Source organism: Actinophytocola sp. (genome assembly GCF_050699935.1).
GTDB lineage: Bacteria > Actinomycetota > Actinomycetes > Mycobacteriales > Pseudonocardiaceae > Actinophytocola.
In genome coordinates, this window is record NZ_JBOHGB010000025.1 from 1 (window position 1) to 22,163 (window position 22,163).

18 protein-coding genes are annotated in these 22,163 nt (G+C 70.9%); 7 read left to right on the forward strand and 11 right to left on the reverse strand.

Annotation, left to right across the window (positions count from 1 at the left end; all coding sequences use genetic code 11):
- Positions 1 to 182 precede the first annotated feature (182 nt).
- The 5 genes from ACRDTB_RS11475 (at position 183) to ACRDTB_RS11495 (ending at position 7,448) form a co-directional block, all read left to right on the forward strand.
- A complete protein-coding gene (locus ACRDTB_RS11475) occupies positions 183 to 2,804 on the forward strand; it encodes a DUF4118 domain-containing protein (RefSeq protein WP_431430072.1) in 2,622 nt (873 codons plus the stop codon).
- Positions 2,801 to 3,481, forward strand: a complete 681-nt coding sequence (locus ACRDTB_RS11480) for a response regulator (protein ID WP_431430073.1) — start codon at positions 2,801 to 2,803, stop codon at positions 3,479 to 3,481. The genes ACRDTB_RS11475 and ACRDTB_RS11480 overlap by 4 nt, the downstream gene beginning before the upstream one ends.
- Before the next feature lie 340 nt (positions 3,482 to 3,821).
- Complete coding sequence (locus ACRDTB_RS11485; RefSeq protein WP_431430074.1) at positions 3,822 to 5,510, forward strand: hypothetical protein; 1,689 nt, start codon at positions 3,822 to 3,824, stop codon at positions 5,508 to 5,510.
- Positions 5,511 to 5,519: 9 nt separating this feature from the next.
- Positions 5,520 to 7,091 (forward strand): ABC transporter substrate-binding protein, encoded by a 1,572-nt coding sequence (locus tag ACRDTB_RS11490; protein WP_431430076.1) that lies wholly within the window; start codon positions 5,520 to 5,522, stop codon positions 7,089 to 7,091.
- A 102-nt stretch (positions 7,092 to 7,193) separates the two neighbouring features.
- The gene (locus ACRDTB_RS11495; RefSeq protein WP_431430077.1) at positions 7,194 to 7,448 is read left to right on the forward strand and encodes a hypothetical protein; all 255 of its coding nucleotides are present in this window, start codon (positions 7,194 to 7,196) and stop codon (positions 7,446 to 7,448) included.
- Positions 7,449 to 7,510: 62 nt separating this feature from the next.
- Here the strand turns inward: ACRDTB_RS11495 and ACRDTB_RS11500 are convergent, their stop codons facing one another.
- The 8 genes from ACRDTB_RS11500 to ACRDTB_RS11535 all read right to left on the reverse strand — a co-directional run bounded on the left by ACRDTB_RS11500 (position 7,511) and on the right by ACRDTB_RS11535 (position 16,065).
- The gene (locus tag ACRDTB_RS11500; RefSeq protein ID WP_431430078.1) at positions 7,511 to 8,641 is read right to left on the reverse strand and encodes an ABC transporter permease; all 1,131 of its coding nucleotides are present in this window, start codon (positions 8,639 to 8,641) and stop codon (positions 7,511 to 7,513) included.
- A complete protein-coding gene (locus ACRDTB_RS11505; protein ID WP_431430079.1) occupies positions 8,641 to 9,522 on the reverse strand; it encodes an ABC transporter ATP-binding protein in 882 nt (293 codons plus the stop codon). The genes ACRDTB_RS11500 and ACRDTB_RS11505 overlap by 1 nt, the downstream gene beginning before the upstream one ends.
- Before the next feature lie 89 nt (positions 9,523 to 9,611).
- Entirely contained in the window at positions 9,612 to 10,313 is a 702-nt protein-coding gene (locus ACRDTB_RS11510) for a response regulator (RefSeq protein WP_431430080.1), read from the reverse strand.
- Positions 10,310 to 11,701 (reverse strand): sensor histidine kinase, encoded by a 1,392-nt coding sequence (locus ACRDTB_RS11515; RefSeq protein WP_431430081.1) that lies wholly within the window; start codon positions 11,699 to 11,701, stop codon positions 10,310 to 10,312. Before ACRDTB_RS11515 ends, ACRDTB_RS11510 begins: the two co-directional genes overlap by 4 nt.
- Before the next feature lie 30 nt (positions 11,702 to 11,731).
- Positions 11,732 to 12,631, reverse strand: coding sequence for a carbohydrate ABC transporter permease (locus ACRDTB_RS11520; RefSeq protein ID WP_431430082.1), 900 nt, complete (start codon positions 12,629 to 12,631; stop codon positions 11,732 to 11,734).
- Entirely contained in the window at positions 12,631 to 13,575 is a 945-nt protein-coding gene (locus tag ACRDTB_RS11525) for a carbohydrate ABC transporter permease (RefSeq protein WP_431430142.1), read from the reverse strand. The genes ACRDTB_RS11520 and ACRDTB_RS11525 overlap by 1 nt, the downstream gene beginning before the upstream one ends.
- On the reverse strand, positions 13,575 to 14,615 hold the full coding sequence (locus ACRDTB_RS11530; RefSeq protein WP_431430083.1) for an ABC transporter ATP-binding protein: 1,041 nt from the start codon (positions 14,613 to 14,615) through the stop codon (positions 13,575 to 13,577). Before ACRDTB_RS11530 ends, ACRDTB_RS11525 begins: the two co-directional genes overlap by 1 nt.
- A gap of 73 nt (positions 14,616 to 14,688) precedes the next feature.
- Positions 14,689 to 16,065 carry an ABC transporter substrate-binding protein gene (locus ACRDTB_RS11535; protein ID WP_431430084.1) on the reverse strand — a complete coding sequence of 459 codons (1,377 nt, stop codon included), beginning with the start codon at positions 16,063 to 16,065 and terminating at the stop codon, positions 14,689 to 14,691.
- Between the two features lie 309 nt (positions 16,066 to 16,374).
- On the opposite strand from ACRDTB_RS11535, the gene ACRDTB_RS11540 reads away from it, so the two are divergent.
- Complete coding sequence (locus ACRDTB_RS11540) at positions 16,375 to 17,493, forward strand: J domain-containing protein (RefSeq protein ID WP_431430085.1); 1,119 nt, start codon at positions 16,375 to 16,377, stop codon at positions 17,491 to 17,493.
- Positions 17,494 to 17,497: 4 nt separating this feature from the next.
- On the opposite strand, the gene ACRDTB_RS11545 is transcribed toward ACRDTB_RS11540, so the two are convergent.
- Both ACRDTB_RS11545 and ACRDTB_RS11550 read right to left on the reverse strand, forming a co-directional pair.
- A complete protein-coding gene (locus ACRDTB_RS11545; RefSeq protein ID WP_431430086.1) occupies positions 17,498 to 18,259 on the reverse strand; it encodes a hypothetical protein in 762 nt (253 codons plus the stop codon).
- Positions 18,256 to 19,188 (reverse strand): ABC transporter ATP-binding protein, encoded by a 933-nt coding sequence (locus ACRDTB_RS11550; RefSeq protein ID WP_431430087.1) that lies wholly within the window; start codon positions 19,186 to 19,188, stop codon positions 18,256 to 18,258. The genes ACRDTB_RS11545 and ACRDTB_RS11550 overlap by 4 nt, the downstream gene beginning before the upstream one ends.
- Before the next feature lie 181 nt (positions 19,189 to 19,369).
- Between ACRDTB_RS11550 and ACRDTB_RS11555 the strand changes: the two genes are divergently transcribed.
- Positions 19,370 to 21,463: a diguanylate cyclase gene (locus ACRDTB_RS11555; RefSeq protein ID WP_431430088.1), complete on the forward strand. Its 2,094-nt coding sequence runs from the start codon at positions 19,370 to 19,372 to the stop codon at positions 21,461 to 21,463.
- On the opposite strand, the gene ACRDTB_RS11560 is transcribed toward ACRDTB_RS11555, so the two are convergent.
- Positions 21,460 to 22,131: a transcriptional regulator gene (locus ACRDTB_RS11560; protein WP_431430089.1), complete on the reverse strand. Its 672-nt coding sequence runs from the start codon at positions 22,129 to 22,131 to the stop codon at positions 21,460 to 21,462. The genes ACRDTB_RS11555 and ACRDTB_RS11560 overlap by 4 nt on opposite strands.
- Between the last annotated feature and the right edge of the window lie 32 nt (positions 22,132 to 22,163).

The following is a 22,163-nucleotide window of genomic DNA, read 5'->3' on the forward strand; positions in this document are numbered from 1 at the left end:
CCGCTCACGTGCGTCGGGCAGCCCGCCGGCCACGCCCGCCGTCCCCGTCACGGGCGGCGGCGACCTCGACAGCGACACCGCGTTCCTGGGCGAGGTCGCGCGCGCCTACCGCGAGCACCACGCAGCCGCGGCAGCGGACACGCGGGCCGCCCTGGCACACGCGGGTGACGCACACTGAACCCATGAGCACGGAGCACGCGCGGACGGCGGCCGAACCCGTCGCCGGGAACGGGGAGCGTGGCGAGGTCCGCAGGGGTGAGCTGCGGATCTACCTCGGTGCGGCGCCGGGGGTGGGCAAGACGTACGCGATGCTCGGCGAGGCGCACCGCAGACTCGAGCGGGGCACGGACGTCGTGGTGGGGCTCGTGGAGACGCACGACCGCGCCAGGACCGCCCGGCTCCTCGACGGCCTCGAGGTCCTGCCCCGCCGGCGGCTGACCCACCAGGAGCGCGACGTCACGGAGATGGACGTCGACGCGATCCTGGCCCGCCGGCCAGAGGTCGCGCTGGTCGACGAGCTCGCGCACACCAACGTGCCCGGCTCGCGCAACGCCAAACGGTGGCAGGACGTGGCGGAGCTGCTCGACGCCGGGATCGACGTGCTGTCGACGGTCAACGTGCAGCACCTGGAGAGCCTCAATGACGTGGTCGAGCGCATCACCGGGGTCCGCCAGCAGGAGACCGTGCCCGACGAGGTCGTGCGCCGGGCGGAGCAGACCGAGCTGGTCGACATCACCCCGGAGGCGCTGCGGCGGCGGCTGGCGCACGGCAACGTCTACCCCGCCCGCACGATCGACGCGACCCTGTCCAACTACTTCCGGCCGGGAAACCTCACCGCCCTGCGTGAGCTGGCCCTGCTCTGGGTCGCCGACCAGGTGGACGAGACGCTGCGGCGCTACCGGTCGGCGAAGCGGATCACCGACACGTGGGAGGCGCGCGAGCGGGTCGTCGTGGCGATCACCGGCGGACCGGAGAGCGAGACCCTGGTCCGCCGGGCCAGCCGGATCGCGGCTCGGGCGGGTGCGGAGCTGATGGTGCTCAGCGTGCTTCGCGGGGACGGCCTCGCCGGGACGGCACCGCAGGCGATCGCGGGTGCGCGCCGGCTCGCCGAGGACCTCGGCGCGACGTTCCACACCGTGGTCGGCGACGACGTGCCGACCGCGCTGCTGGACTTCGCCCGCGGCGCCAACGCCACCCAGCTGGTCCTGGGCACGTCGCGCCGGTCCCGGCTGGCGCGGCTGTTCGACGAGGGCATCGGCTCGGCCGTGGTGCAGGCATCCGGCCCGATCGACGTGCACATGGTGACCCACGAGGAGGCCGGCCGGGGCTGGCGCATCCGGCTGGGACACAGCCCACTCCCCTCCTCGCGGCGGGTGCTCGGGTTGCTCGCGGCGGTCCTCGGGCCGGCGCTCGCCACCTGGGTGTGCGTGGCGCTTCGCGACCAGCTGAGCACGACCACCGACGTGGTGGCCTACCTCCTGACCATCGTGCTGGTGGCGCTGCTGGGCGGGTTGTGGCCGGCGCTGCTGGCGGCCGCGATGTGCGCGGGGATGTTCGACTTCTTCTTCACCGAGCCGCTGCACACGCTGCTCATCGCCGACCGCGAGAACGTGATCACGCTGGTGGCCATGGTGGTCGTCGCGACGCTCGTGGCGCTGGTGGTGGACCGCGCGGCCAGGCGCTCCGAGCAGGCCGCCCGTGCCCGCACCGAGGCCTCGCTGCTCGGCTCCTACGCCCGCATCGTGCTGGTCGACCCCGAGCCGCTGCCGCGGTTGCTGGAGAAGGTGCGGGAGAATTTCGGCATGTCGTCCGTGGCGGTGCTGGAGAAGCGGGATGGGGAATGGCACCGCGCGGCGTGTGTGGGGACGCCACCGTGCGGCGCGCCGGATGAGGCCGATGTGGACATTCCGATGAACTCCGAGACGCACCTTGCCCTGCGGGGCCGCGCGCTGCCGGCCGCCGACCGCGCGGTGCTCGAGGCCGCGGCCCGGCAGGCGTTGCTCGCCCTGCGGCAGCAGCGAATGGCCGCCGAGGCCGACAGTGCGCGCCGCGAGGCCGATGCCACGAAGCTGCGCACGGCGCTGCTGTCGGCGGTCGGGCACGACCTGCGCACGCCGCTGACGTCCATGAAGGCCGCGATCGGCAGCCTGCGGGCGCCGGACCTCACGCTGTCCGCCAGCGACCAGGACGAGCTGCTCGCCACGCTGGAGGAGTCGATCGACCGGCTGACCGGGTTGATCGGCAACCTGCTCGACTCCTCCCGCCTCACGGCCGGCGCGGTCCGCCCCCGCATCCGACCGGTCGGCTATGACGAGATCGTGGCCCGGGCGATGTCCGGACTGGACGGACGGTCCGGCATCGCGGTCGACGTGGACGAGCGCCTGCCGCTGGTGCTGGCTGATCCGGGCCTGCTGGAGCGGGTCGTCGCGAACGTGGCCGGCAACGCCCTGCGGCACGGCACACCCGCAGTGTCCATACCGGACGACGAGCCCGGTGTCGCCATCCGGGCGAGCGCATATGCTGACCAGGTTGAGCTGAGGATCGTGGACCACGGCAAGGGCGTGCCGAAGAAGGCGATCGACTCGATCTTCACGCCGTTTCAGCGGCGCGGCGACCGGGACACCACGGCGGGCACCGGGTTGGGCCTGTCCGTCGCGAAGGGATTCACCGAGGCCATGGGCGGCACGATCCGCGCGGAGCAGACACCCGGCGGCGGGCTCACGATCGTGATCTCCCTGCCCGCGCGGCGGATCACCGACGACGCGGGTAACAGGATCGAGAGAACTGCGAACCCCATGCCATGACCACAGTTCTGGTCGTCGACGACGAGCCCCCGATCGTGCGGACGTTGCGGATCAACTTCAGCGCGCGCGGGTACAAGGTGCTCACCGCGCCGGACGGGCGGACCGCGCTGCGCCTGGCCGCATCGGGCAAGCCGGACGTGGTGGTGCTCGACCTCGGCCTCCCCGACATCGACGGCACCGAGGTGGTCGAGGGGCTGCGCGGCTGGACCTCCGTGCCGATCATCGTGCTGTCGGCCCGCGTCGACTCGGCCGACAAGGTCCGCGCGCTCGACGCCGGCGCCGACGACTACGTGACCAAGCCGTTCGGCATGGACGAGCTGCTCGCCCGACTGCGGGCCGCGCTGCGCCGGTCCTCGACGTCTGTGCCGGCCGACGAAGCGGTGATCGAGACCACGGACTTCACGATCGACCTCGCGGCCACCAAGGTGCGCCGGGCCGGGTCCGAGGTGCACCTGACCCCGACCGAGTGGGGCATCGTCGAGCTGCTCGTCCGCAACCGCGGCAAGCTGGTCACCCAGAAGCAGCTGCTGCTCGACGTGTGGGGACCGCACTACGCCGACCACACCCATTACCTGCGGGTCTACCTCGCGCAGCTGCGCCGCAAGCTCGAGCCCAACCCGTCCCGCCCGCGCTACTTCATCACCGAACCCGGAATGGGCTACCGCTTCGAGCCCTGATCCGCCTGCCGCCACGCTGGTGAGCGAATGTGACCATTTGCCACCGTTTTGGTCGAAGATCGGCGGGCGCGGTCGCTGATCGACTACAACTGGAGCTGTGGAGCAGGGCGACCAGACACTGGGGCATCGGCGAGTAGTTCAACTCGTGCAACAACTGATGGCGCGCCAACCGCACCGCGGTGTGACGCGCAGTCTGCGTCACCCGGTACTGCTCCTCGAAGGGGCTCGGGGCTGCGGAAAAACGGCCGTCGTCGACGCGTTATCCCGCCGGCTCGACCAGCGCGTCCCGTTCGCGAGAATCGACTTCGAACAAAGCCGGGCTGCGACGGTCCCCGAAGTATTGTCCGCGATCGCATTCCAGCTCGGAAACACCTGTGAGCGGTACGGCTCGCTGGAGTTCCCCCGGCTGGCGATCGGTAGGTTGATCATGGGAGCCGAGTTGCCGGACAGCCGCCAGAAGGCACGCGCGGAGGTCCAGCGGCTGCTCTCCGCGCACGTCGACATCGACGCCATCCGGCCGATTCTCCTGGACACGGCCGGCGCGCTCGCCCCACTGCTCACGCCGAACAGCGCCGCGTTCCAGGCTGCCGCCAGGCTGGGGATCGAAGGGATGCTGCGCTGGATCCGGCACGCGCGGGCATTGTCTCCCGACTGGTATGCCCACCAGGACCGGGGCTTACGGAGGAATCCGCTCGACGCCCTCGTGGAGCTCAACAGCTGGACCCAGGACGGGCTCACCCGCCAGGTCAACGAACTGCTCTGGGACGCCTTTCTCGCCGACCTGCGGCACGATTTCCAGAAATCGAAGCACGCATTCGAGATGACGCTCAACTGTGTCGTATTACTCGACAACGCCGACACGCCACTCGGCCAGGATTTCGTCAACGGCTTGGTCGAGGCCCGCAAAGGCAGGCAGGTCCGGGGAATGGATTCCGCCGATCCTATGACGACGGTCGCCACCAGCCGGGGCGAGTTGCTCACGGACGTTCCCCGGCACGAGGTGGTCGAGTACGCCGGTGCCGAGATCGACGACCCGCTCTCCGCCGACGGCAACGACGAGCCCACCCGGTGGTGCCGGTACGTCCTGCGTGACCTGAGCGAACGCGAGACCGGCGTGCTGGTGTCGGCACTCCCGCCCAACCCCGACGCCAACGCCCAGTCGATCGCCAACCACCAGGTGACGTCCATGGTGTACGGCCTCATCGGCGGTCATCCGGCCTCGACCGCGCTGCTGGTGGACGCGATGCGCGAGCATCCGCTGGAGCACGGCGACACCCTGACCCGGCTGCTCGACCTCCCCGAACCCGGTCGCGACCCGGACCGCCCACCGCTGGGCGAGCGGCTGCGGCAGCGGTTGCTCGGCGAGTTCACCGAGGACACCTACGAGGACCTGGTCACCTGCGCGGCCGCCCGCACCGAGCAGCACGCCCGCCTGCTCGCCGCCCGCGGCGACCTGCTCACCGGCGGCGTCAACAGCTACCGCGAGATCGCCCCCGTGCTCTGGCCCGCCTCGGGTGGCGCCGGCCCCACCGTCCTGCGCCGCCTGCTGCTACGCGAGCTCGCCACGCGGGCCGACGACGAGGCGGCGAACTGGACCAAGGTCAACGACTGGTTCCGCACCCGCTGCTACCAGGACCGCGACGTGGAAGGCGTCCTGCACTACGCCATGGCTGGCGGCGACATCGCCACTGCCAGCGAGGGCTTACGCCTGCGGCTGACCCACGACTCGGCGGACTGGGTCCAGCTCCTGCGTTCGATCACCACCGTGCCCCGCCGCCCCACCACCGACTCCGCCGCGTCCCCGATGGACCAACTCCGCGCCACCCTCGACCGGCGCTCCCAACGACTGACCCGCCTGATCGTCGCCCGCTGGATCGCTTACGACCCGTTCATCTCCAACCGGCGACGCGCCCTGCACCTCCAGATCGCCGCCGACTACGACTTCGTCGCCGGACTCGCCGAAGGAGACCCCGGGCCACTGCTCACCGAAGCCAACCACCACCGCCAGCAAGCTGAACTGTGGAGCTGAGGAGGTTCCGTGTCCGACGACCATGATGTGTTCGGCCAAGAGGACGACTGGCCGGAGCCGCCCGATCCGCAGGGCTTCTGGCGCCGGCTTCGCGTTCGGCTGCGCCGGCACCGCGGCAAGGTCGCGCTGGGCGTCGTGGTCGCCGTCATCGCCACGGGGGTGGCCGTCGTGTTGTGGCCGGACGACAGCTGCGGCAGCGATGACTCCGGGGTGCGTCGCATCGACGGTCAGTGCGTCGGGGTCACGGACGGCAGCTTCGTGTTCCACGAGTCCTTCGCCGACATCCAGGCCAAGATCGCCGAGGAGAACCGCCGGGTGAGCGGCTCGGGCCAGACGGTGACCGTGGCACTGGCCGACCCGCTGACGGTGACCGACACCTCGGCCGTGACCGTCGAGCAGGTGCGCAACGAGCTGGAGGGCGCGTACACCGCGCAGTACCGCATCAACCACACCGCGGCGGTCGGCGACCAGCGTCCACTGGTCAAGCTGGTGCTGGCCAACTGGGGCAGCCACCAACTGCAGTGGCAGCCGGTCGTCGAGCAGCTGGAAGGCATGGTGGACGACCCCGACCCGCTGGTGGCCGTGATCGGACTGCGGCTTTCCACGGTGCAGACCGAACAGGCGGCCAAGCATCTGGCGCGGCACGGCATCCCGATGGTCAGCGCGATCGCCACCGCCGACCAGCTCAACTACGGCGCCATCCGGGGCTTCGTCCGGGCGTCGCCCCCCAATACCGAGTACGTCGCGGCCCTGCGCACGTACCTGCGCCACCATCCCAACCTGGACTCGGCATTGATGGTCTACGACTCGAACTCCGACGCCAGCCCCGACCCCGGAACGGGATCCGGTTCGGACCTGTTCACCCGGTCGCTGCGCGACGACTTCGACAAGGGACTGGAGTTCAAACAGGAGTATCCCGCGCAGAGCTTCGTGGGAAAGTCCGGTCGAACCGGGGCGAGCCCCGACCTGTTCACCAACATCACGACGAACCTGTGCGCCGTGAAGCCCGAGGTGGTGCTCTTCGCCGGCCGGGTCGTCGACTTCGGCGGGTTCCTGGACTCGCTGCACAACCGGGTCTGCCCGGACTCACCGATGACCGTGCTGGCGGCGGGTGCCGACTTCGGGGCGCTGGACCTCCGGTCGAAGGAGGCGGAGCTGGCCGAGAAGAACCTCAGCGTCGTGTACGCGACCGAGACCGATCCGCACGGCTGGGTACGCGGCGCGCCCGGAACTCCACCGTTCTTCAAGGAGTTCTACGACCAGTACAGTCAGCTCGGGTTCCCCACGGCACACCTCGACGACGGCGCCGCGATCTCCACCCACGACGCGCTGCTCATCGCGGCGAAGGCGGCGCGGCTGTCCTCCCGCTCGCATCCGGGCCACGTCCTGCCGAGCCACGTCGACGTGCTCAACCAGATGCTGAACCTCAACAACCTGGACGAGGTTCCCGGTGCGTCCGGCCAGCTGAGCTTCAGCTACCGCGGGGCGGACAGCGGAAACCCCAGCAACAAGCCGGTGCCCGTGATCGAGGTGCCCTCGTCGGCCGCGGAACAGACCGCGGAGGTCCACATAACACGCTGATACGGAATCCGGCGGATCGGGTGCACCCGGTTGCGCGAGCGGTCTGGCTACCCGTAGCGTCCGGTCTATAACGGTATGTGCCGGATTGGGAAGGTCGAGTTCATGGGTCTGTTCGACATCGTCAGGGAGAAGGCGGCCGAGCTCATGTCGGGCGCGAGCGACAAGGTCAGTGAGCTGACCGGAACGGAAGTGCCGCAGTCCGCTGACGAGGTCACCGACGCCGCGACCAACCTCGGTGACACCGCGAGCAACCTGGGCGACACCGCGACCGGTGCGGCCGAGGACCTCACCGGCTCGGCCACCGACGCGGCGGAAGGCGTGATCGGCGACGTGACCGACCCACCCGGCGAGAAGTAGCCGCTCCACACGACGCGCGTCCCGCCGGACCCCCAGGCTCGGCGGGACGTTCGCCGTTCCGGTCAGTCGTCGCGGCGCCAGGCCGTCGACAGCGTGACCTTGCCCCCGGTGCGCAGCAGCGAACCGGAGTACAGCCGGCTCGACAGCAGGACCACGAGCGCGACCGTGCCGGCGAGCAGGCCCAGCGAGACGAGCGCCTCCCACACCTGCGCCTCGCCGGAGAACAGCCGGACCGGCATCGCGATCGCCGACGAGAACGGCACGTACGACAGCACGGTCATCACCGTCGCGTTGTCGGACAGGAACATCACCAGGAAGTACGGCGTCATCACCAGCATCACCACGACGCCCATGCTGGAGCCGAGGTCCTCCTGCCGGCTGACGAGCGAGCCGGCGACGGCCCATATCGACGCGAGCAGCATGAAACCGAGGACCAGGTACGGCACGAACCAGCCGAGCGCCGGCGCCACCACCGTGAGCAACTCCGTGTGCCCGCCCAGCCGCAACGCCACGGGTGCCGCCACGGCGAGCACCGCGACCTGCCCCAGGGTCAGCAGGGTGTGGCCCGCGACCTTCCCGGCGAGCAGCGCACGCACCGGCACCGTCGACACCAGGATCTCCACGATGCGGGTCTGCTTCTCGGTGACCGTGCTCTGCGCTATCGCCGTGCCGCCCATGCCGAACATCAGGAACACCAGCGCGAACACCATGATCACGACCTGCCGCTGGTCCTGGCCGACCTCCGAGGCGTCCAGCAGGTCCACCGGCGGCGCCGTGCTCAGCGCGGCCACGACGTCGGTGGGCGGGTCGGAGAGCGCCACGACCCGGACGCCGGACGCGGACTCGCCGGTGGTGTCCGGCACGACCGCCGCGTCGACCTCCTCCGCGCGGATCAGCCGCTCCGCCGCGTCGACATCGGTCGACCGCCGGACGTCGAGGTCCGCGCCGTCGAGGAGCTCCGCCGCCTCCGTGCCGACGGTCGTCACCTTCGGCTGGTCACCGCCGAACAGCGGGGGCAGCACGGACAGCGCGAACAGCCCGACCAGGATCACGATCAGGCCGATCCAGAACCCCTTCATTCGCAGGAAGGTCGTCACCTCCCGCTCGGCCACGAGCCTGGTCGCCGCCCAGAACGGCGTACCGGCCGCCGGTTCGGCCGCCACCCGTGGCCGCGGTGAAGTCGTGACGGTCATCAGATGACCTCCTTGAAGATCGTGTCGAGCGAGGGCACCACGGGCGTGAAGCTGCGGACGTCGCCGCGCCGCATCGCCTCGCGCAGCACCTGCTGGTCCTGCGTACGCGCATCGATGTCGAACACGGCCCGCGGCCCGTCGATGTCCACGACGCGGATGCCCGGGTGGTCGCGCAGCCAGCCGGCGTCGGAGTCGACGACGAGCTCGAACCGCGGCGGCCCGTGCTTCGTGCGCAGCTCGTCGCGGCCCCCGCTCGCCGCGATCCGGCCGCCGGAGATGATCACCAGGTCGTCGCAGAGCCGTTCCACCACCGCGAGCTGGTGGCTGGAGAACAACACCGGGACGCCGCCCGCCGCCCGTTCCCGCAGCACGCCGAGCACGGTGTCGACCGCGATCGGGTCCAGCCCGGAGAACGGCTCGTCGAGGATCAGCAGGTCGGGATCGTGCACGAGCGCGGCGGCCACCTGGGCGCGCTGCTGGTTGCCCAACGACAGCGTCTCGAGCTTGTCGTCGGCCCGGTCCGCCAGCTCGAGCTGGTCGAGCAGGCGCATCGTCTCCTCGCGGGCCCGCTCCCGGGAGAGCCCGTGCAGCTGGCCGAGCCAGGCGATCTGCTCGGCCACCCGCATCTTCGGGTAGAGGCCGCGTTCCTCGGGCATGTAGCCGAAGCGCTGACGCACCGGCTGGGTCACCGGCTCGCCCCGCCAGGTCACGACACCGCCCTGCGCGGCGAGCACGCCGAGGATGATCCGCATCGTGGTCGTCTTGCCGGAGCCGTTCGCCCCGAGGAAGCCGGTCATCCGGCCGGGCCGGACCTCGAACGAGATCTCGTCGAGTACCCGGTGCGCGCCGAAGCTCCGGCTGATTCCGCTCACCGTCAACATGCCGCAACGCTATGGGCAGGCGGCCCCGCCGCGCGTCCGGCTCACGACCGACCCGGGTGGTCCGCCCCGCGGACGACCCGGCGACCGGGTCAGCGACCGCCCGGCGCCACGATGCCGTTCTCGTAGGCGAACACCACTGCGTGGGTACGGTCGCGCAGGCCGAGCTTGGCCAGGACACGCGACACGTGCGTCTTCACCGTCGACTCGCCGAGATAGAGCTCCCTGGCGATCTCCGCGTTGCTCGCGCCGCGGGCGAGCGCCACCAGCACCTCGAACTCCCGGTCGGTGAGCTCCGGCGGGCGGGACACCGGCGGCGTCGTGGCCGGCGTGGAGAACCTGGCGACCACCTTGCGGGTGACCTCTGGCGACAGCAGCGCGTCCCCGCGCGCGACGACCCGGACCGACTCGACGAGATCCTCCGGCGACGCGTTCTTCAGCAGGAACCCGCTCGCACCACACCGCAACGCCTCGAACAGGTAGTCCTCCCGGTCGAACGTCGTAAGGATGACGACCTTGACCGGGTCGTCATCCGTGACCGCGCCCAGAATCCGGCGGGTGGCCGCCAACCCGTCGACGCCCGGCATCTGCACGTCCATCAGCACGACGTCCGGCCGCAGGCGCTCGACGAGCTCGACCGCGGCGTGCCCGTCCTCCGCCTCGCCGACGACCTCGATGCCGTCCTCCGCCCCGAGGATGACCCGGAAGCCCGCCCGCACGAGCTCCTGGTCGTCCGCGAGCACCACGCGCAGCGGCCGCTCGGCCGTCCCGCGCCCCGCCGGCCCGGCCGTCATGACGCGGACATCTCCGCGCCGGCCACCGTGTCGGAAGCGGTGCTCGGCGCAGTGCTCGCCGCGGTGTCCGAAGTGGACCGTTCGGAGCCACCCGTCGGCAGCACGGCGCGGACGCGGTAGCCGCCGTCGCGGCGCGGGCCGGCCTCCAGCTCACCGCCGTGCACCGCGACCCGCTCCCGCATGCCGAGCAGGCCGAACCCGCGGTTCGCCCCGCCGTCGGGCTGACGCTCGCGGCCGTCGTCGGTGACCTCGACCTCGAGCGTGCCGGCCAGGTACCGGACCCGGACGTCGGCCTTGCGCGCGCCGGCGTGCCGGACGACGTTGGTCAACGCCTCCTGGGCCACCCGGTAGGCCGACAGCGCGACCCCGTCGGGCACCGGCCGGGCCTGCCCGTAGACGCCGAGGTCGACCTCGAGCCCGGCCGCTCGCGTGGTGGACACCAGCTCGGACAGCTCGGCGAGCCCCGGCGAGGACGGGTACTGCCCGGCGGCCTCCTCGTCCGGCGGCGTGGCACCGGTGTCCGGCTCGGCTCGCAGGACACCGAGCAGCCCGCGCAGCTCACCGATGGCGACGCGGGCGGTGTCCTCCACCGCCCGCAGTGCCTCGCGAGCCGCGTCGCCGTCCTTGTCGAGGACGCGGCGGGCCGCGCCGGCCTGCACGCCCATGACCGACACGTGGTGGGCGACGACATCGTGCAGATCGCGGGCGATGCGCACCCGCTCGGCGACGACCGCGCCGCGCGTGTTCTGCTCCTGCGAGCGACGCAGCTCCTCCGCCTGCGCCACCAGCTCCGCCTGCCGGCGTGCGGACAGCCAGGCCGCGTTGCCGAAGAAGTACGCGGACAGGAAGAACAGGACGTTGATCCCGATCTGGTAGATGACGGCCGCAACGAGCGGGTCCAGCGGTCCGGCCGCGTCCTCGAAGGCGTGGGGCGGCGAGAACAGGGCGCGCACCAGGCTGATGCCGAGCCAGCCGAACATCGTGGCGATGACGCCGATCCGCGCCCAGCGGGCGAGCGGCCGGTTGCGCTCCCACGCGCCGACCGTATAGATCGCGAGGAACAGCGCGATCGACGGCATCAGGTTGTCGCCGACATGCCGGACCTGCCCCGCGATGAACAGCGCGCCGATCGTGCACAGCACCGCGACCGGGAACCGGGTGCGCACCACGAGCGGCGCGGCCATCGCCGCGGTCCACCCGAACTGCTCGCCCAGCGAGGGGGCGTCGCCGAAGGCGAAGGCACCCATGCTGTTCACCAGGACGGTCACCAGCGCCGAACCGCCCACCACCGCGAGCCCCAGCCACACGTCTCGCCGCCGCTGCGCCGGGGTCGGCCGCGGCCGCCGCCACCGGCTCCACTCACTCCCCTGCTCGCGCGTCGCGCTCATGGGCGCCAAGGTAACCCACCCGGCCGCGGCTCAGCCCTTGACCGCCCCGGCGGTGAAGCCGGCGATGAACCTGTCGAGGAACAGGTTGAACACGAACGCGATCGGCACCGCGACGAGGACGGTGGCCGCCTGGAGCGACTGCCAGAAGAACACGTCGCCGCGGATCAGCTCCGCGGGCACGCCCGTGCTGACCGGCATCTGGTCCGGCGGCGAGACGAACGCGAGCGCGTAGATGTACTCGCTCGCGGTCAGCGTGAACGCGAACACCACCACCGCCACGACGCCCGGGAACACCAGCGGCACCACGGCCCGCAGGAACGCGCCGAGCCGGCTGTAGCCGTCCACCATGGCCTGTTCCTCGACGTCCCGCGGCACCGACCGCAGGAAGCCCATCAGCAGCCACACCGACACCGGGACCGTGATCGTCGGGTACACGAGCACCATCGACCACGTCGAGTCCTGCAGCCCGATGCCCACGACCACCCGCGACAGCGACAGGAACAGCAGGCTCGGCGGCACCAGGTACACCAGGAAGATCCCGATGCCGAGCGGTCCCGACCACGGCCGGTCCAGCCGGGCCAGCGCGTAGGCGGCCGGCAGCGCGAGCGCCAGCGTGATCAGCACGACGAGCACGCCGACCCACAGGGTGTTCCACGCGAACGTGAGGAACCGCGTGTCGGTGAACAGGTAGGTCACATGGTCGGGGGTGGCCGGCCGGTTGAAGATGAACGGGTTGTTGTCGGCGTTGTACAGGTCGCGGTTCTGCTTGTACGCGGTGATCGCGCTCCACAGGAACGGGCCCGCGCACAGCACCGAGACGATCACCGCGGCGACGTACACGCCGATCCGGCCGGCCACGTGCCGGCGGGTGTAGCGGCGGCGCAGGGCCGCGGCCTGTGCCGGGGTGAGCCGCGTGGCGTCGACCGTCATCAGCTCACCTCGATCCGGCGGACCACGCGGAGGATCCCCACCGCGGCGGCGAGCAGCAGCGGGAACAGGAACAGGGCGACCGCGGCGCCGCCCGCCACGTCACCACCGTCGATGCCGCGGTAGAACGCCCAGCTGGACAACACCTGGGTCGAGTCGTTCGGCCCGCCGCGGGTGAGGATGCGGACCACGGCCATGTCGGTGAACGTGAAGATGGCGCCGAACAGCGCGGCCACGGCGACGACGGGCAGCACGAGCGGGATGGTGATCTCGAACATGCGCCGCCAGTAGCCCGCACCGTCCACCCGGGCCGCCTCGTCGATGTCCCGCGGGATCGCCACCAGGCCGGCCATCATGATCACCGCGGCGAGCGGCACGAGCCGCCATACGTGGACCGCGATCACCGAGGACATCGCGAGCCCCGGCTCGCCGAGCCAGTACATGTTCGCGCCCGCGTCCAGCAGCCCCACCTGGCGCAGCACCCAGTCGATCGGCGAGTAGATCGAGTCGAGCAGCCACAGCCACGAGATCGAGGACAGCGCCACCGGCGTGGTCCAGGGCAGCAGCACCAGGAACCGCACGACCCACTTGCCGCGGAAGTCCGCGACCAGGATGTTCGCGAGGATCTTGCCGAACAGCACGATGAACACCATCGAGACGCCGGTGAACACGAACGTGTTCCCCAGCGAGCGCCAGAACACCGGGTCGTCGAACGCGCGGGCGAAGTTGCGGAACCCGGCCCAGTCGAACGTCGGGTCGCCGGCGGACACGTCGGAGAACGCGAACCCGATGGCCAGTACGAACGGGACGGCCACCAGCGCGACGATGTAGACCACGCTGGGCAGCAGGAAGATCCAGGCGAGCGCGCCCTCCCGGTCGGCGAGCGTGCGCCGCGCCAGCTCCTTGACCGGTGTCGGCTCGACCTTCTCCTCGGTGGCGGTCGCCATCACACGCCCAACCGGATCGGCTCGGTGCGCAGCCCGTCCTCGGCGTCGAAGAACCGCAGCCGGCTCGCGCGCACGGCGAACTCGTGCGTCTCGCCGGCCGCAATCGGCGTGTCCACAGTGGCCGGAAGCCGCGCGACCACGCGGGTCTGTTCGCCGATGCGGGACACCGTGCCGTACACGTGCCGGTCGCCGGAGAGGTACTCGATCCGGTCCACCGCGAGCGGCAGCGGCGTGCGCTCGCCCGCCCGGACGGTCTCCACCGGCAGCAGGTGCTCGGGCCGGAACCCGACCAGGTGCCCGTCGCGCCGCACGAGGTTCATCGGCGGCGAGCCGATGAACGTGGCCACGAACGTGTCCGCCGGTTCGTCGTAGATCTCCCGAGGCGGGCCGACCTGGCGCACCTTTCCCTGCGACAGCACGGCGATCCGGTCGCCGAGCCCCATCGCCTCGACCTGGTCGTGGGTGACGTAGATCGTCGTGGTGCCGATCTCGCTCTGGAACGACTTCAGCTCGTCGCGGGCCGACGCGCGCAGCTTCGCGTCCAAGTTGGACAGTGGCTCGTCGAGGAGGAACACCTGCGGCTCGCGCACCAGCGCCCGGGCGAGCGCCACCCGCTGACGCTCGCCGCCGGACAGCTGGCGGGGCTTGCGGTCGAGGAGGTTGTCGATGCCGAGCAGGGTCGCCGCCCACCGTGCCTTGCGCTCCCGCTCCTCCCGCTCCATGCCCACGGCCCGCAGCGGGAACACGATGTTGGCCAGCACCGTCTTGTGTGGATAGAGCGCGTAGCTCTGGAACACCATGGCGATCTTGCGGGCACGCGGGGGCAGCCCGGTGACCACGTGGTCGTCGATCAGCACGTCGCCGGCCGTCGGCTCCTCCAGCCCGGCGATGGTGCGCAGCAGGGTGGTCTTGCCGCACCCCGACGGGCCGAGCAGCACCAGGTACTCACCGTCGCCGGCGGCGAGGCTCACGCCGTCGATCGCGTGGACCTTGCCGCCGTCGAAATCCTTGGTCAGCTCGAGAACCTCGACGACCGCCATCGGAAAACTCCTCGGTAACGGTGCTCGCTCCGCGAGCTCCGCTCAGCAATGATGTTCGCTCCGCAAGCTCGGCTCAGCCGCCCACGAGCCCCCTGGCACGCCATTTGTCGAAGATGGCCTGGACCTGGCCGGTCGCGTCGGTGACCGACTGCTGCGGTGACGCCTCCCCGCGCACGGCGCGCGCGAACATGTTGGGGATGATGAACGTGTTGAACACCTCGCCGATCGCCGTCGACGCCGGGCCGGGGTGGCCGATGTTCGCGCTCCACGGCACCGCGTCGGCCAGGAAGGCGAGCTTGTCGGCCGGCTTGGCGCCGAACGGGTCCTTCCCGAGCCAGTCGCCGAGGTCCGGCGTGCGGTCCGACCACGCGCAGAAGTCGTACAGCTTGGAGTGGTAGGTGGCCGAGGCGAAGTTCGCGGTGTAGTGCAGGAGGAACTCCTTGGCCGCGTCCACTCCCTTGGCGTGGGACGGGACGATCCAGTTGTACAGCACGTGCTGCGCGGCGAGCGCCGTCTCCGGCCCGCGCAGGGCCGGCACGAAGAAGGTGTCGTCGGCGACATCCGGGTTGGACTCCTGCGCGGTCCGCCACGCCGAGATCGAGTTGACGATGTAGGACAGCTTGCCGGCGACCAGGCCCTGGTTGTTGCTCGCGGCGTTCCACGAGAACACCTCGGGCGTCATGGCCTGCTTGTAGAGCTGGGTCATGTACTCGACCGCGGCCACCGTCTCCGGGGAGTCGAGCACGACCTGCTCGTTCTCGTCCTGCTCGGACGCGCCGTAGGACCACATCAGCGCGCGCAGCACCATGTTGGAGTCGATCTCCTGGGACATGCCGAGGCCGAGCTGGGTCCCTTCCGAGCTCTTGATCTCGGCGGCACCCGTGAGCAGATCGTCCCAACTGGACGGTCCCTCGGCGAATCCGACCGGCTCCCACAGCGACCTGCGGAAGTTGCCGGGGTCGGGCACCCAGCCGGGCGAGTAGGCGTAGAACTTGCCGGTGGTGGGGTTGGAGCTGGACTTCGCGCACAGCTCCAGCTGCTCGCCCCAGCGCGAGCTCGCCTCGTCGACGAGGTCCTTCATGTCGAGCACGCTCGGCTCGTACTGGGACAGGGTCGCGATGTACTGGATGAGATCGTGACCCTCGCCGGCCTGTACCTCCGCGGCGATGCGGGTGGGGATCTGCGCCTGGTCGACGTGGTCGACGACGACGCGGACGCCGACCCGCTCGCCCCAGTCCTGAGCGAACTTGTCGAACCAGGTGTCGTGGCTCGGGACGAAGTGGCTCCACAGCAGGATCTTCAGCTCGCCGGACAGCTTGCTCGCCGGCTCCTCGAAGATCGTGCGCGGGGCCTCCCCCGTCGAGCCGGGGTCGGTGGTGGGTGACTCCTCACTGGCGCAGGCACTGCCGAAGCCGGCGGCCATGGCGGCGACCGCCGCCGCCCGTAACACGTCACGGCGGCTGTGAGGAACCCGAAAAACGCGGGGAACGGCTTCGTTCATCGCTTACTCCAGCCCTCGTCGGAGTATCAACATCACCGTAGCGCCACTTCGGCCCACACCACCACCCTGATCATGAGGCCGACCCGCCGACCTGGGCGAATACCGTACTTTTGTTCGCCATACGTACCGTCCTGGATCGTCACCGCATGCCGGGCTTCGCGGGGCCGGGGCCGGCGGCGCGCCCGTGCCCGGCCGGTGTCGGAGTCGATCTTGGTGAGGCCATAGTCTGTTCCCCGCACAAGAGGCGGAGGACGGGCGGTGTTGGTGCGCGGGGTCGACTACTACGAACTCCTCGGGGTGTCCCGGAGCGCCCCAGCTGCCGAGATCAGATCGGCGTACCGGTCGCTGGCCAAGGTGATGCATCCCGACGCCGGTGGCACCGCGGGGACGTTCCGGCTGCTGCGCGAGGCGTATGAGACGCTGACCGACCCCGAGCGCCGCGACGACTACGACCGTGGCGACGAGCACGGCGACGAGCACGGCGAAACCCCGCCACCGGTGCGCCGCCGCCGCACCCGCGTCCACGACGACCACGTCCCCACGCTGCCCGTCCTCTCCACCGGCACGATCGCCTGGTGGGACGACGTGCACGGGGCCGGCCGGACCGTGCTGGTCCCGCCGGCCCGGCCACCCCGCTCCTCGGTGCTGGCGGCGGCGGGCGGGTGGGTCGTGCTCCTCCTGGTCCTCGTGCTCGCCGGCCCGCCCGTGCCCGTGCTGGTCGCCTGGCTGGTGGCGCTCGCCGGCTCGGGTGTCGCGGTGGTCCTGCTCGCCCGGCGCCATCTCGCGGCCCGCGGGACCGAGCGGGAGTTCACCGCGGAGTTCGGCACGCGGACCGTGTTCGGCAGCCCCGGCACCGAGCCGGAGGAGGTGGCCGAGCGGCTGACCGCGGAGCTGCTCGACCGGTACCTGACCCGCATCCCCGGCGTCCGGATCTTCCACGGGCTGGCAACCGAGGCGGGCTCCGTGTTCGCCGACATCGATCACGCCGTGCTCTGCGGGCGGCGGCTCGTGCTGATCGAGTCGAAGCTCTGGCTGCCCGGCCACTACGACCTCGACGAGACCGGTGGCCTGCGGCGCAACGGCCACCGGTTCCGCGGCGGCTCGGCCAGGCTGGCGGACTGGATCGCGGCCTACCGCACGCTGCTGCCGGATCTGGAGCTGCGCGGTGTCCTGCTGCTCTACCCCAGCCGGCGCGGCGAGATCACCGTCGACGGGAGCACCGTCGGGAACTCCGATGACGCAGGACCGGCGGAGCTCCCGCCGATGGTGCCGGACCAGTTCGTCCGCGAGGTCGGCGCGTGGCTCGCCACCTCAGCGTCCACAGTGGACCGTGAGGCGTTCCGGTCCCTGCTGCGGCAGGTGGTGTCCCCGAGCTGACCGGTCAGGACACGTCGCGGCGCACCGCGAGCCAGCTGCCCGCGAACGCGAACACCACCCCGTAGGCCACCAGCAGCGCGCCGCCCTGCCAGGGCTCCAGCAGCGTCGTCCCGGGCTGGGTCGTGCCGGTCAGTGCCGAGTTCGCGCCGCCCGGGAAGTACTTGTAGTAGTCACGGATCGTGGGTAGCGAGGCGGCGAACGCCTCGATGACGAACAGGTACACGAGTGACCCGACGATCGCGGCGATCTGGTTGCGCACCAGGGCGCCGACGCCGACGCCGAGGACCGCGTAGACCGCGAGGCCGGCGACCGTGCCGCCCAGCGCGCCCGGGATCCCGTTGGCGGACAGGGAGATGTCGATGTCCTTCGCCGCGAGCCACGGCAGGGCGAGCGCGATCGCGAAGGCGACCACGACGAGCCCGTAGGCGATGCCCGCCAGCGCGTAGGTGAGGACCTTCGCGGTCACCACGCGGCCGCGGTGCGGGGTGGCGAGGAACGTCGGCGTCACCGTCTGGTGCCGGAACTCGCCGGTGATCCCGATGATGCCGAGGATCAGCACGAATACCCCGGACGCACCGGCCACACCGAACAGGTTGCGTTGTCCCTCCGGTGTGGACAGTGGCGGGCTCGGGTTCCCCTCGGCTCCGTCGAGCGCGACGGTGAAGCTCATGAACATCGCGGTGACCGCGATCGCGCCGAGCGCCATCCACAGCCAGAGCCTGGTGGTGAACAGCTTGCGGACCTCGCCGCCGACGAGCCGGATCACCGGTCACCTCCGAGGCCGAAGTGCTCCACCGGTCCGCCGGCCTCGCCGGTGAGGGCGAAGAAGATCTGCTCCAGGTCGCTGCGCTCGGTGGTCAGCTCGTGCAGCTCGATCCGCTCGGTGAAGGCGAGGTGGCCGACCTCCTCGGTGGTCAGGCCGGTGACCCGCAAGGTCGTGTCCTGACGGTCCGCTGTCGCCCGCTCCGGCAGGACCTCGGCCAGCCGGTCCAGGTCGGGGCCGCGGACCAGGACCGTCAGCCCCTCGTGCTCGGCCAGCTCGGCGATGCTGCCCTGGCGCACCAGCGTGCCCCGGTTGATGATCACTACGTTGTCCACGGTCTGCTCGACCTCGCTCAGCACGTGGCTGGACACCAGGACCGTGCGGCCCTCCTCGGCCATCTGGCGCAGAAACCGGCGCAGCCACGCGATGCCCTCCGGGTCCAGCCCGTTGGCCGGCTCGTCGAGGATCAGCACCCGCGGGTCGCCGAGAAGCGCGGCGGCGAGCCCCAGCCGCTGGCGCATGCCCTGCGAGTATCCGCGGACCCGCTGCCGGGCGGCCTTGGTGAGCCCGACCAGGTCGAGCACCTCGTCCGCGCGGCGTTCCGGGAAGCCGTTGACCGTACAGTAGATCCGCAGGTGGTTGCGCCCGTTGCGGGCCGGATGGATGCTCGAGGCCTCGAGCATCGCGCCGACGGTGGCCGACGGGCGCGGCAGGTCGGCATAGGCACGGCCGCCGATGGTCGTGGTGCCGCCCGTCGGGCTGACGAGCCCCAGCAGGCAGCGCAGCGTGGTGGTCTTGCCGGCGCCGTTCGGCCCGAGGAACCCGGTGATCGTCCCGGCGGGCACGGAGAAGGTCAGGTTGTCGACCGCCTTGACGGTCCCGAAGGACTTGCTGAGGCCGCGCACCTCGATCCGGCCGGATTCGTCCGTCAACGAGTCCCCTCTCGTTTGCCTCGCGACCACATGCTACGAGTCTGGCTCCGCTGGGAAAATTCGGCGTCCGACCGGCCGGGAAAATGCGCCGGAGAAGGCGCCTGCGAGGGTGCTTGATGACGTCGCTAAGGTCGAAGGGTCGAAGCGGGGTAAAACGGGCGACAAGGGAACAGGGGCGGCCGTGCGGGCGAGCAGGTGGGCATGGGCGGCATATCTCGCGTTCGGACTGCTCGTCGTGGTGGCCTACTACGTCGCATTGGCGATGAACGCGCCCGCGCTGGCGCGGGTGCTCCTATACAGCATGGTCAGCACGTCGTCGGCGATCGCGGTGATGTACGGCTGTTATCGGTACCGGCCCAAACCCATGCTGCCATGGCTGTTGTTGGGTTTCGGCGAGTTGATCTATGCCGCGGCCGACACGAGTTTCTACGTGACGCACTATATCGTCGGCGACACCAGCTATCCGGCGCTCGCCGACGTGTTCTATCTGTCGCATTATCCGATGGTCGTCGCCGGGCTGGTCTTGCTGATCCGGCTGCGCACCCCCGGCCGTGACCTGCCCGGCCTGCTCGACGCGGCGTTGCTGGCCGTCGTGGCGGGAATGCTCTCCTGGCTCTACCTCCTGACCCCGACCGCACAGGCACAGGTGCCCACGCTGGCCAAGGTGGCGTCGCTGGCCTACCCGATGATGGATCTCGCGATGTTCGCGGTGGCCCTGCGACTCATCCTCGGTGCCGGCCGTCGCCCGATGGCGTTCTTCCTCCTGTCGACGAACCTGCTGGCCTTCCTGGCCGCCGACAGCATCTACGTGCTCCAGCAGCTGAGCGGGACCTACGCCGCCGGGAACTTCCTCGACGCGATCTGGCTGACCGGCAACCTGGCGCTGGGTGCGGCCGCGCTGCACCCGACGATGAGCCGGGTCGGCGAGCCGACGAAGATGGTCGATCCCGGGCCGGGGCCGGCGCGCATCGTCGCGCTCTGCGCCGCCGCGCTCATCGCTCCGGCGACGCTCCTCGTCGAGCACTCCCGCGGGGCCTACCACGACATCCCGGTGATCGCGGTGGCGTGCGGGCTGCTGTTCCTGCTGACGATCGCCCGGCTCGCGGTGCTCGTCGGACAGCAGCGGTGGCTGGCCATCACCGACGTGCTGACCCGGCTGCGCACGCGCCGGTACTTCGAAGCCCGGCTGGCCACCGAGGTGGCGCACGCTCACCGGTCCGACTCGCGGCTCGCGGTGCTCATCGCGGACGTCGACCACTTCAAGTCGATCAACGACGCGTACGGCCATCCGGGCGGCGACCGGGTGCTGGTGGAGATCGCCACCCGGCTCCGGCATGGGATCCGGCAGGAGGACGTGCTGTCGCGCTACGGCGGCGAGGAGTTCGCGGTCCTGGTTCGCGGCGCCGGGGCCGACGACCCGCTGGTGATCGCGGAACGCCTGCGCCGCAAGGTCAGCGGCAGCCCGGTCGTGATCGGCGACGGGACGTCGGTGGAGGTCACGATCTCCGTCGGCACGGCCACCTTCCCGCTGCACGGCAGGAGCCCGGACGAGCTCGTGATGGCGGCCGACCGGGCCCTGTACGCGGCCAAGTGCCACGGGCGCAACCGGATCGACGTCGGCCCCGCGGACGCGCTGACCAACGGCGACCCGGCCGGGACCGCGGGCATGATCGACTACCTACAGCACCTCGCGGACCTGGTCGACGGCTGGCTGTCCGGCAGGGAGCACGGCCGCGCGGTCGGCAGGTGGGCGGAGCTGACCGCGATCGAGCTCGGCCTGGACAGCGACAGCGTGCGTCACGCCGCACTGGCCGGACAGCTCCACGACGTCGGCAAGATCCTGGTGCCCAAGGAGATCTGGACCAAGGCCTCCCAACTGTCCGATGAGGACTGGCAGCTCGTACGCCGCCATCCCGAAGACGGCTACCGGATGCTGCGCGCGGTGCCCGGACTCGCCGGTACCGCCGTGGTGGTCCGCCAGCACCACGAACGCTTCGACGGCGCCGGCTACCCAGACGGCCTCTCCGGCGGGCGGATCCGGATCGAGGCGCAGATCGTCGCCGTGTGCGACTCGTGGGCCGCGATGCTCGCCGACCGGCCGTACCACGTGGCGCGGACCGAGGAGCAGGCCCGAGAGGAACTGCTCCGCTGCCGTGACGGCCAGTTCGACCCCGACGTGGTGGACGCGTTCCTCCGCCTGCACGACGCGGGTCGCCTCGGCGCGCTGGCCCAGCTGCCCGAGGCAGCCCGTACCGGCCAGTCCTGGTCGACCTAGTCCTCTTGATCCTGGCAATCCGCGATGGTGTTCCAGAACATCAGCTCGTAGGCCTGGAACAGCCGGCCGTACCGGAATGCCAGGCGCTCGGTGGACCGGCCGGCGTCCATCCCCGCCTGTATGGCCGCGATCGCCTGTTCCTCCTGGCCGGGCACGGGTGTCGCGAAGAAGTCGAAGAACGCGACCGCCTCGTCGTCGAGACCGTACTTCTCCCGCGCGGCCGCGGCGATCCGCGCGCAGTAGTCGCCCCAGGCGCCGAAGTTCGCGACGACCCCGACGATCACGTCGGCGGCCTCGCCGCCCAGCGCCAGCCACGCGAAGTACGCGGGATACGCCTGGCAGCCGGCCATCGGCTCGTATGCCTTCAGGTCCCCCTCGTCCATCCCGCCCGCGGCGGCGAGCGCGGGCAGCTTGGTCAGCGCCACGCCCTCACCCTGGGCGAGCCCGCCGAAGAACTCCCGGGCGAGCAGCTCGTCCGCGCGCGTCGCCAGCTGGTGGAGGCTGCGCCAGTCGCTGCGGACGATGTGCGTCTCCTCGGCGGCGATCGTGCCGAACACTGACCGCGCGGCCTCGCCTCGCTCGATCATCGGCACCAGGCGGTTCTTGCTCTCCCCCGGCCGCAACTCCTCGCGTACCGCCTCCAACAGCTCTCGTGCGTCCTTCGTCACCGCTCGAACTCCCTCCCTGCGCGCACACCACG

What these genes read in the sequence shown, in the direction of transcription:
- ACRDTB_RS11500 (WP_431430078.1), bottom strand. Translation starts at nt 8,641, where the DNA reads ATGACCGTCACGACTTCACCGCGGCCACGGGTGGCGGCCGAACCGGCG.
- ACRDTB_RS11515 (WP_431430081.1), bottom strand. Translation starts at nt 11,701, where the DNA reads ATGAGCGCGACGCGCGAGCAGGGGAGTGAGTGGAGCCGGTGGCGGCGG.
- ACRDTB_RS11475 (WP_431430072.1), top strand. Translation starts at nt 183, where the DNA reads ATGAGCACGGAGCACGCGCGGACGGCGGCCGAACCCGTCGCCGGGAAC.
- ACRDTB_RS11520 (WP_431430082.1), bottom strand. Translation starts at nt 12,631, where the DNA reads ATGACGGTCGACGCCACGCGGCTCACCCCGGCACAGGCCGCGGCCCTG.
- ACRDTB_RS11480 (WP_431430073.1), top strand. Translation starts at nt 2,801, where the DNA reads ATGACCACAGTTCTGGTCGTCGACGACGAGCCCCCGATCGTGCGGACG.
- ACRDTB_RS11525 (WP_431430142.1), bottom strand. Translation starts at nt 13,575, where the DNA reads ATGGCGACCGCCACCGAGGAGAAGGTCGAGCCGACACCGGTCAAGGAG.
- ACRDTB_RS11495 (WP_431430077.1), top strand. Translation starts at nt 7,194, where the DNA reads ATGGGTCTGTTCGACATCGTCAGGGAGAAGGCGGCCGAGCTCATGTCG.
- ACRDTB_RS11505 (WP_431430079.1), bottom strand. Translation starts at nt 9,522, where the DNA reads ATGTTGACGGTGAGCGGAATCAGCCGGAGCTTCGGCGCGCACCGGGTA.
- ACRDTB_RS11510 (WP_431430080.1), bottom strand. Translation starts at nt 10,313, where the DNA reads ATGACGGCCGGGCCGGCGGGGCGCGGGACGGCCGAGCGGCCGCTGCGC.
- ACRDTB_RS11530 (WP_431430083.1), bottom strand. Translation starts at nt 14,615, where the DNA reads ATGGCGGTCGTCGAGGTTCTCGAGCTGACCAAGGATTTCGACGGCGGC.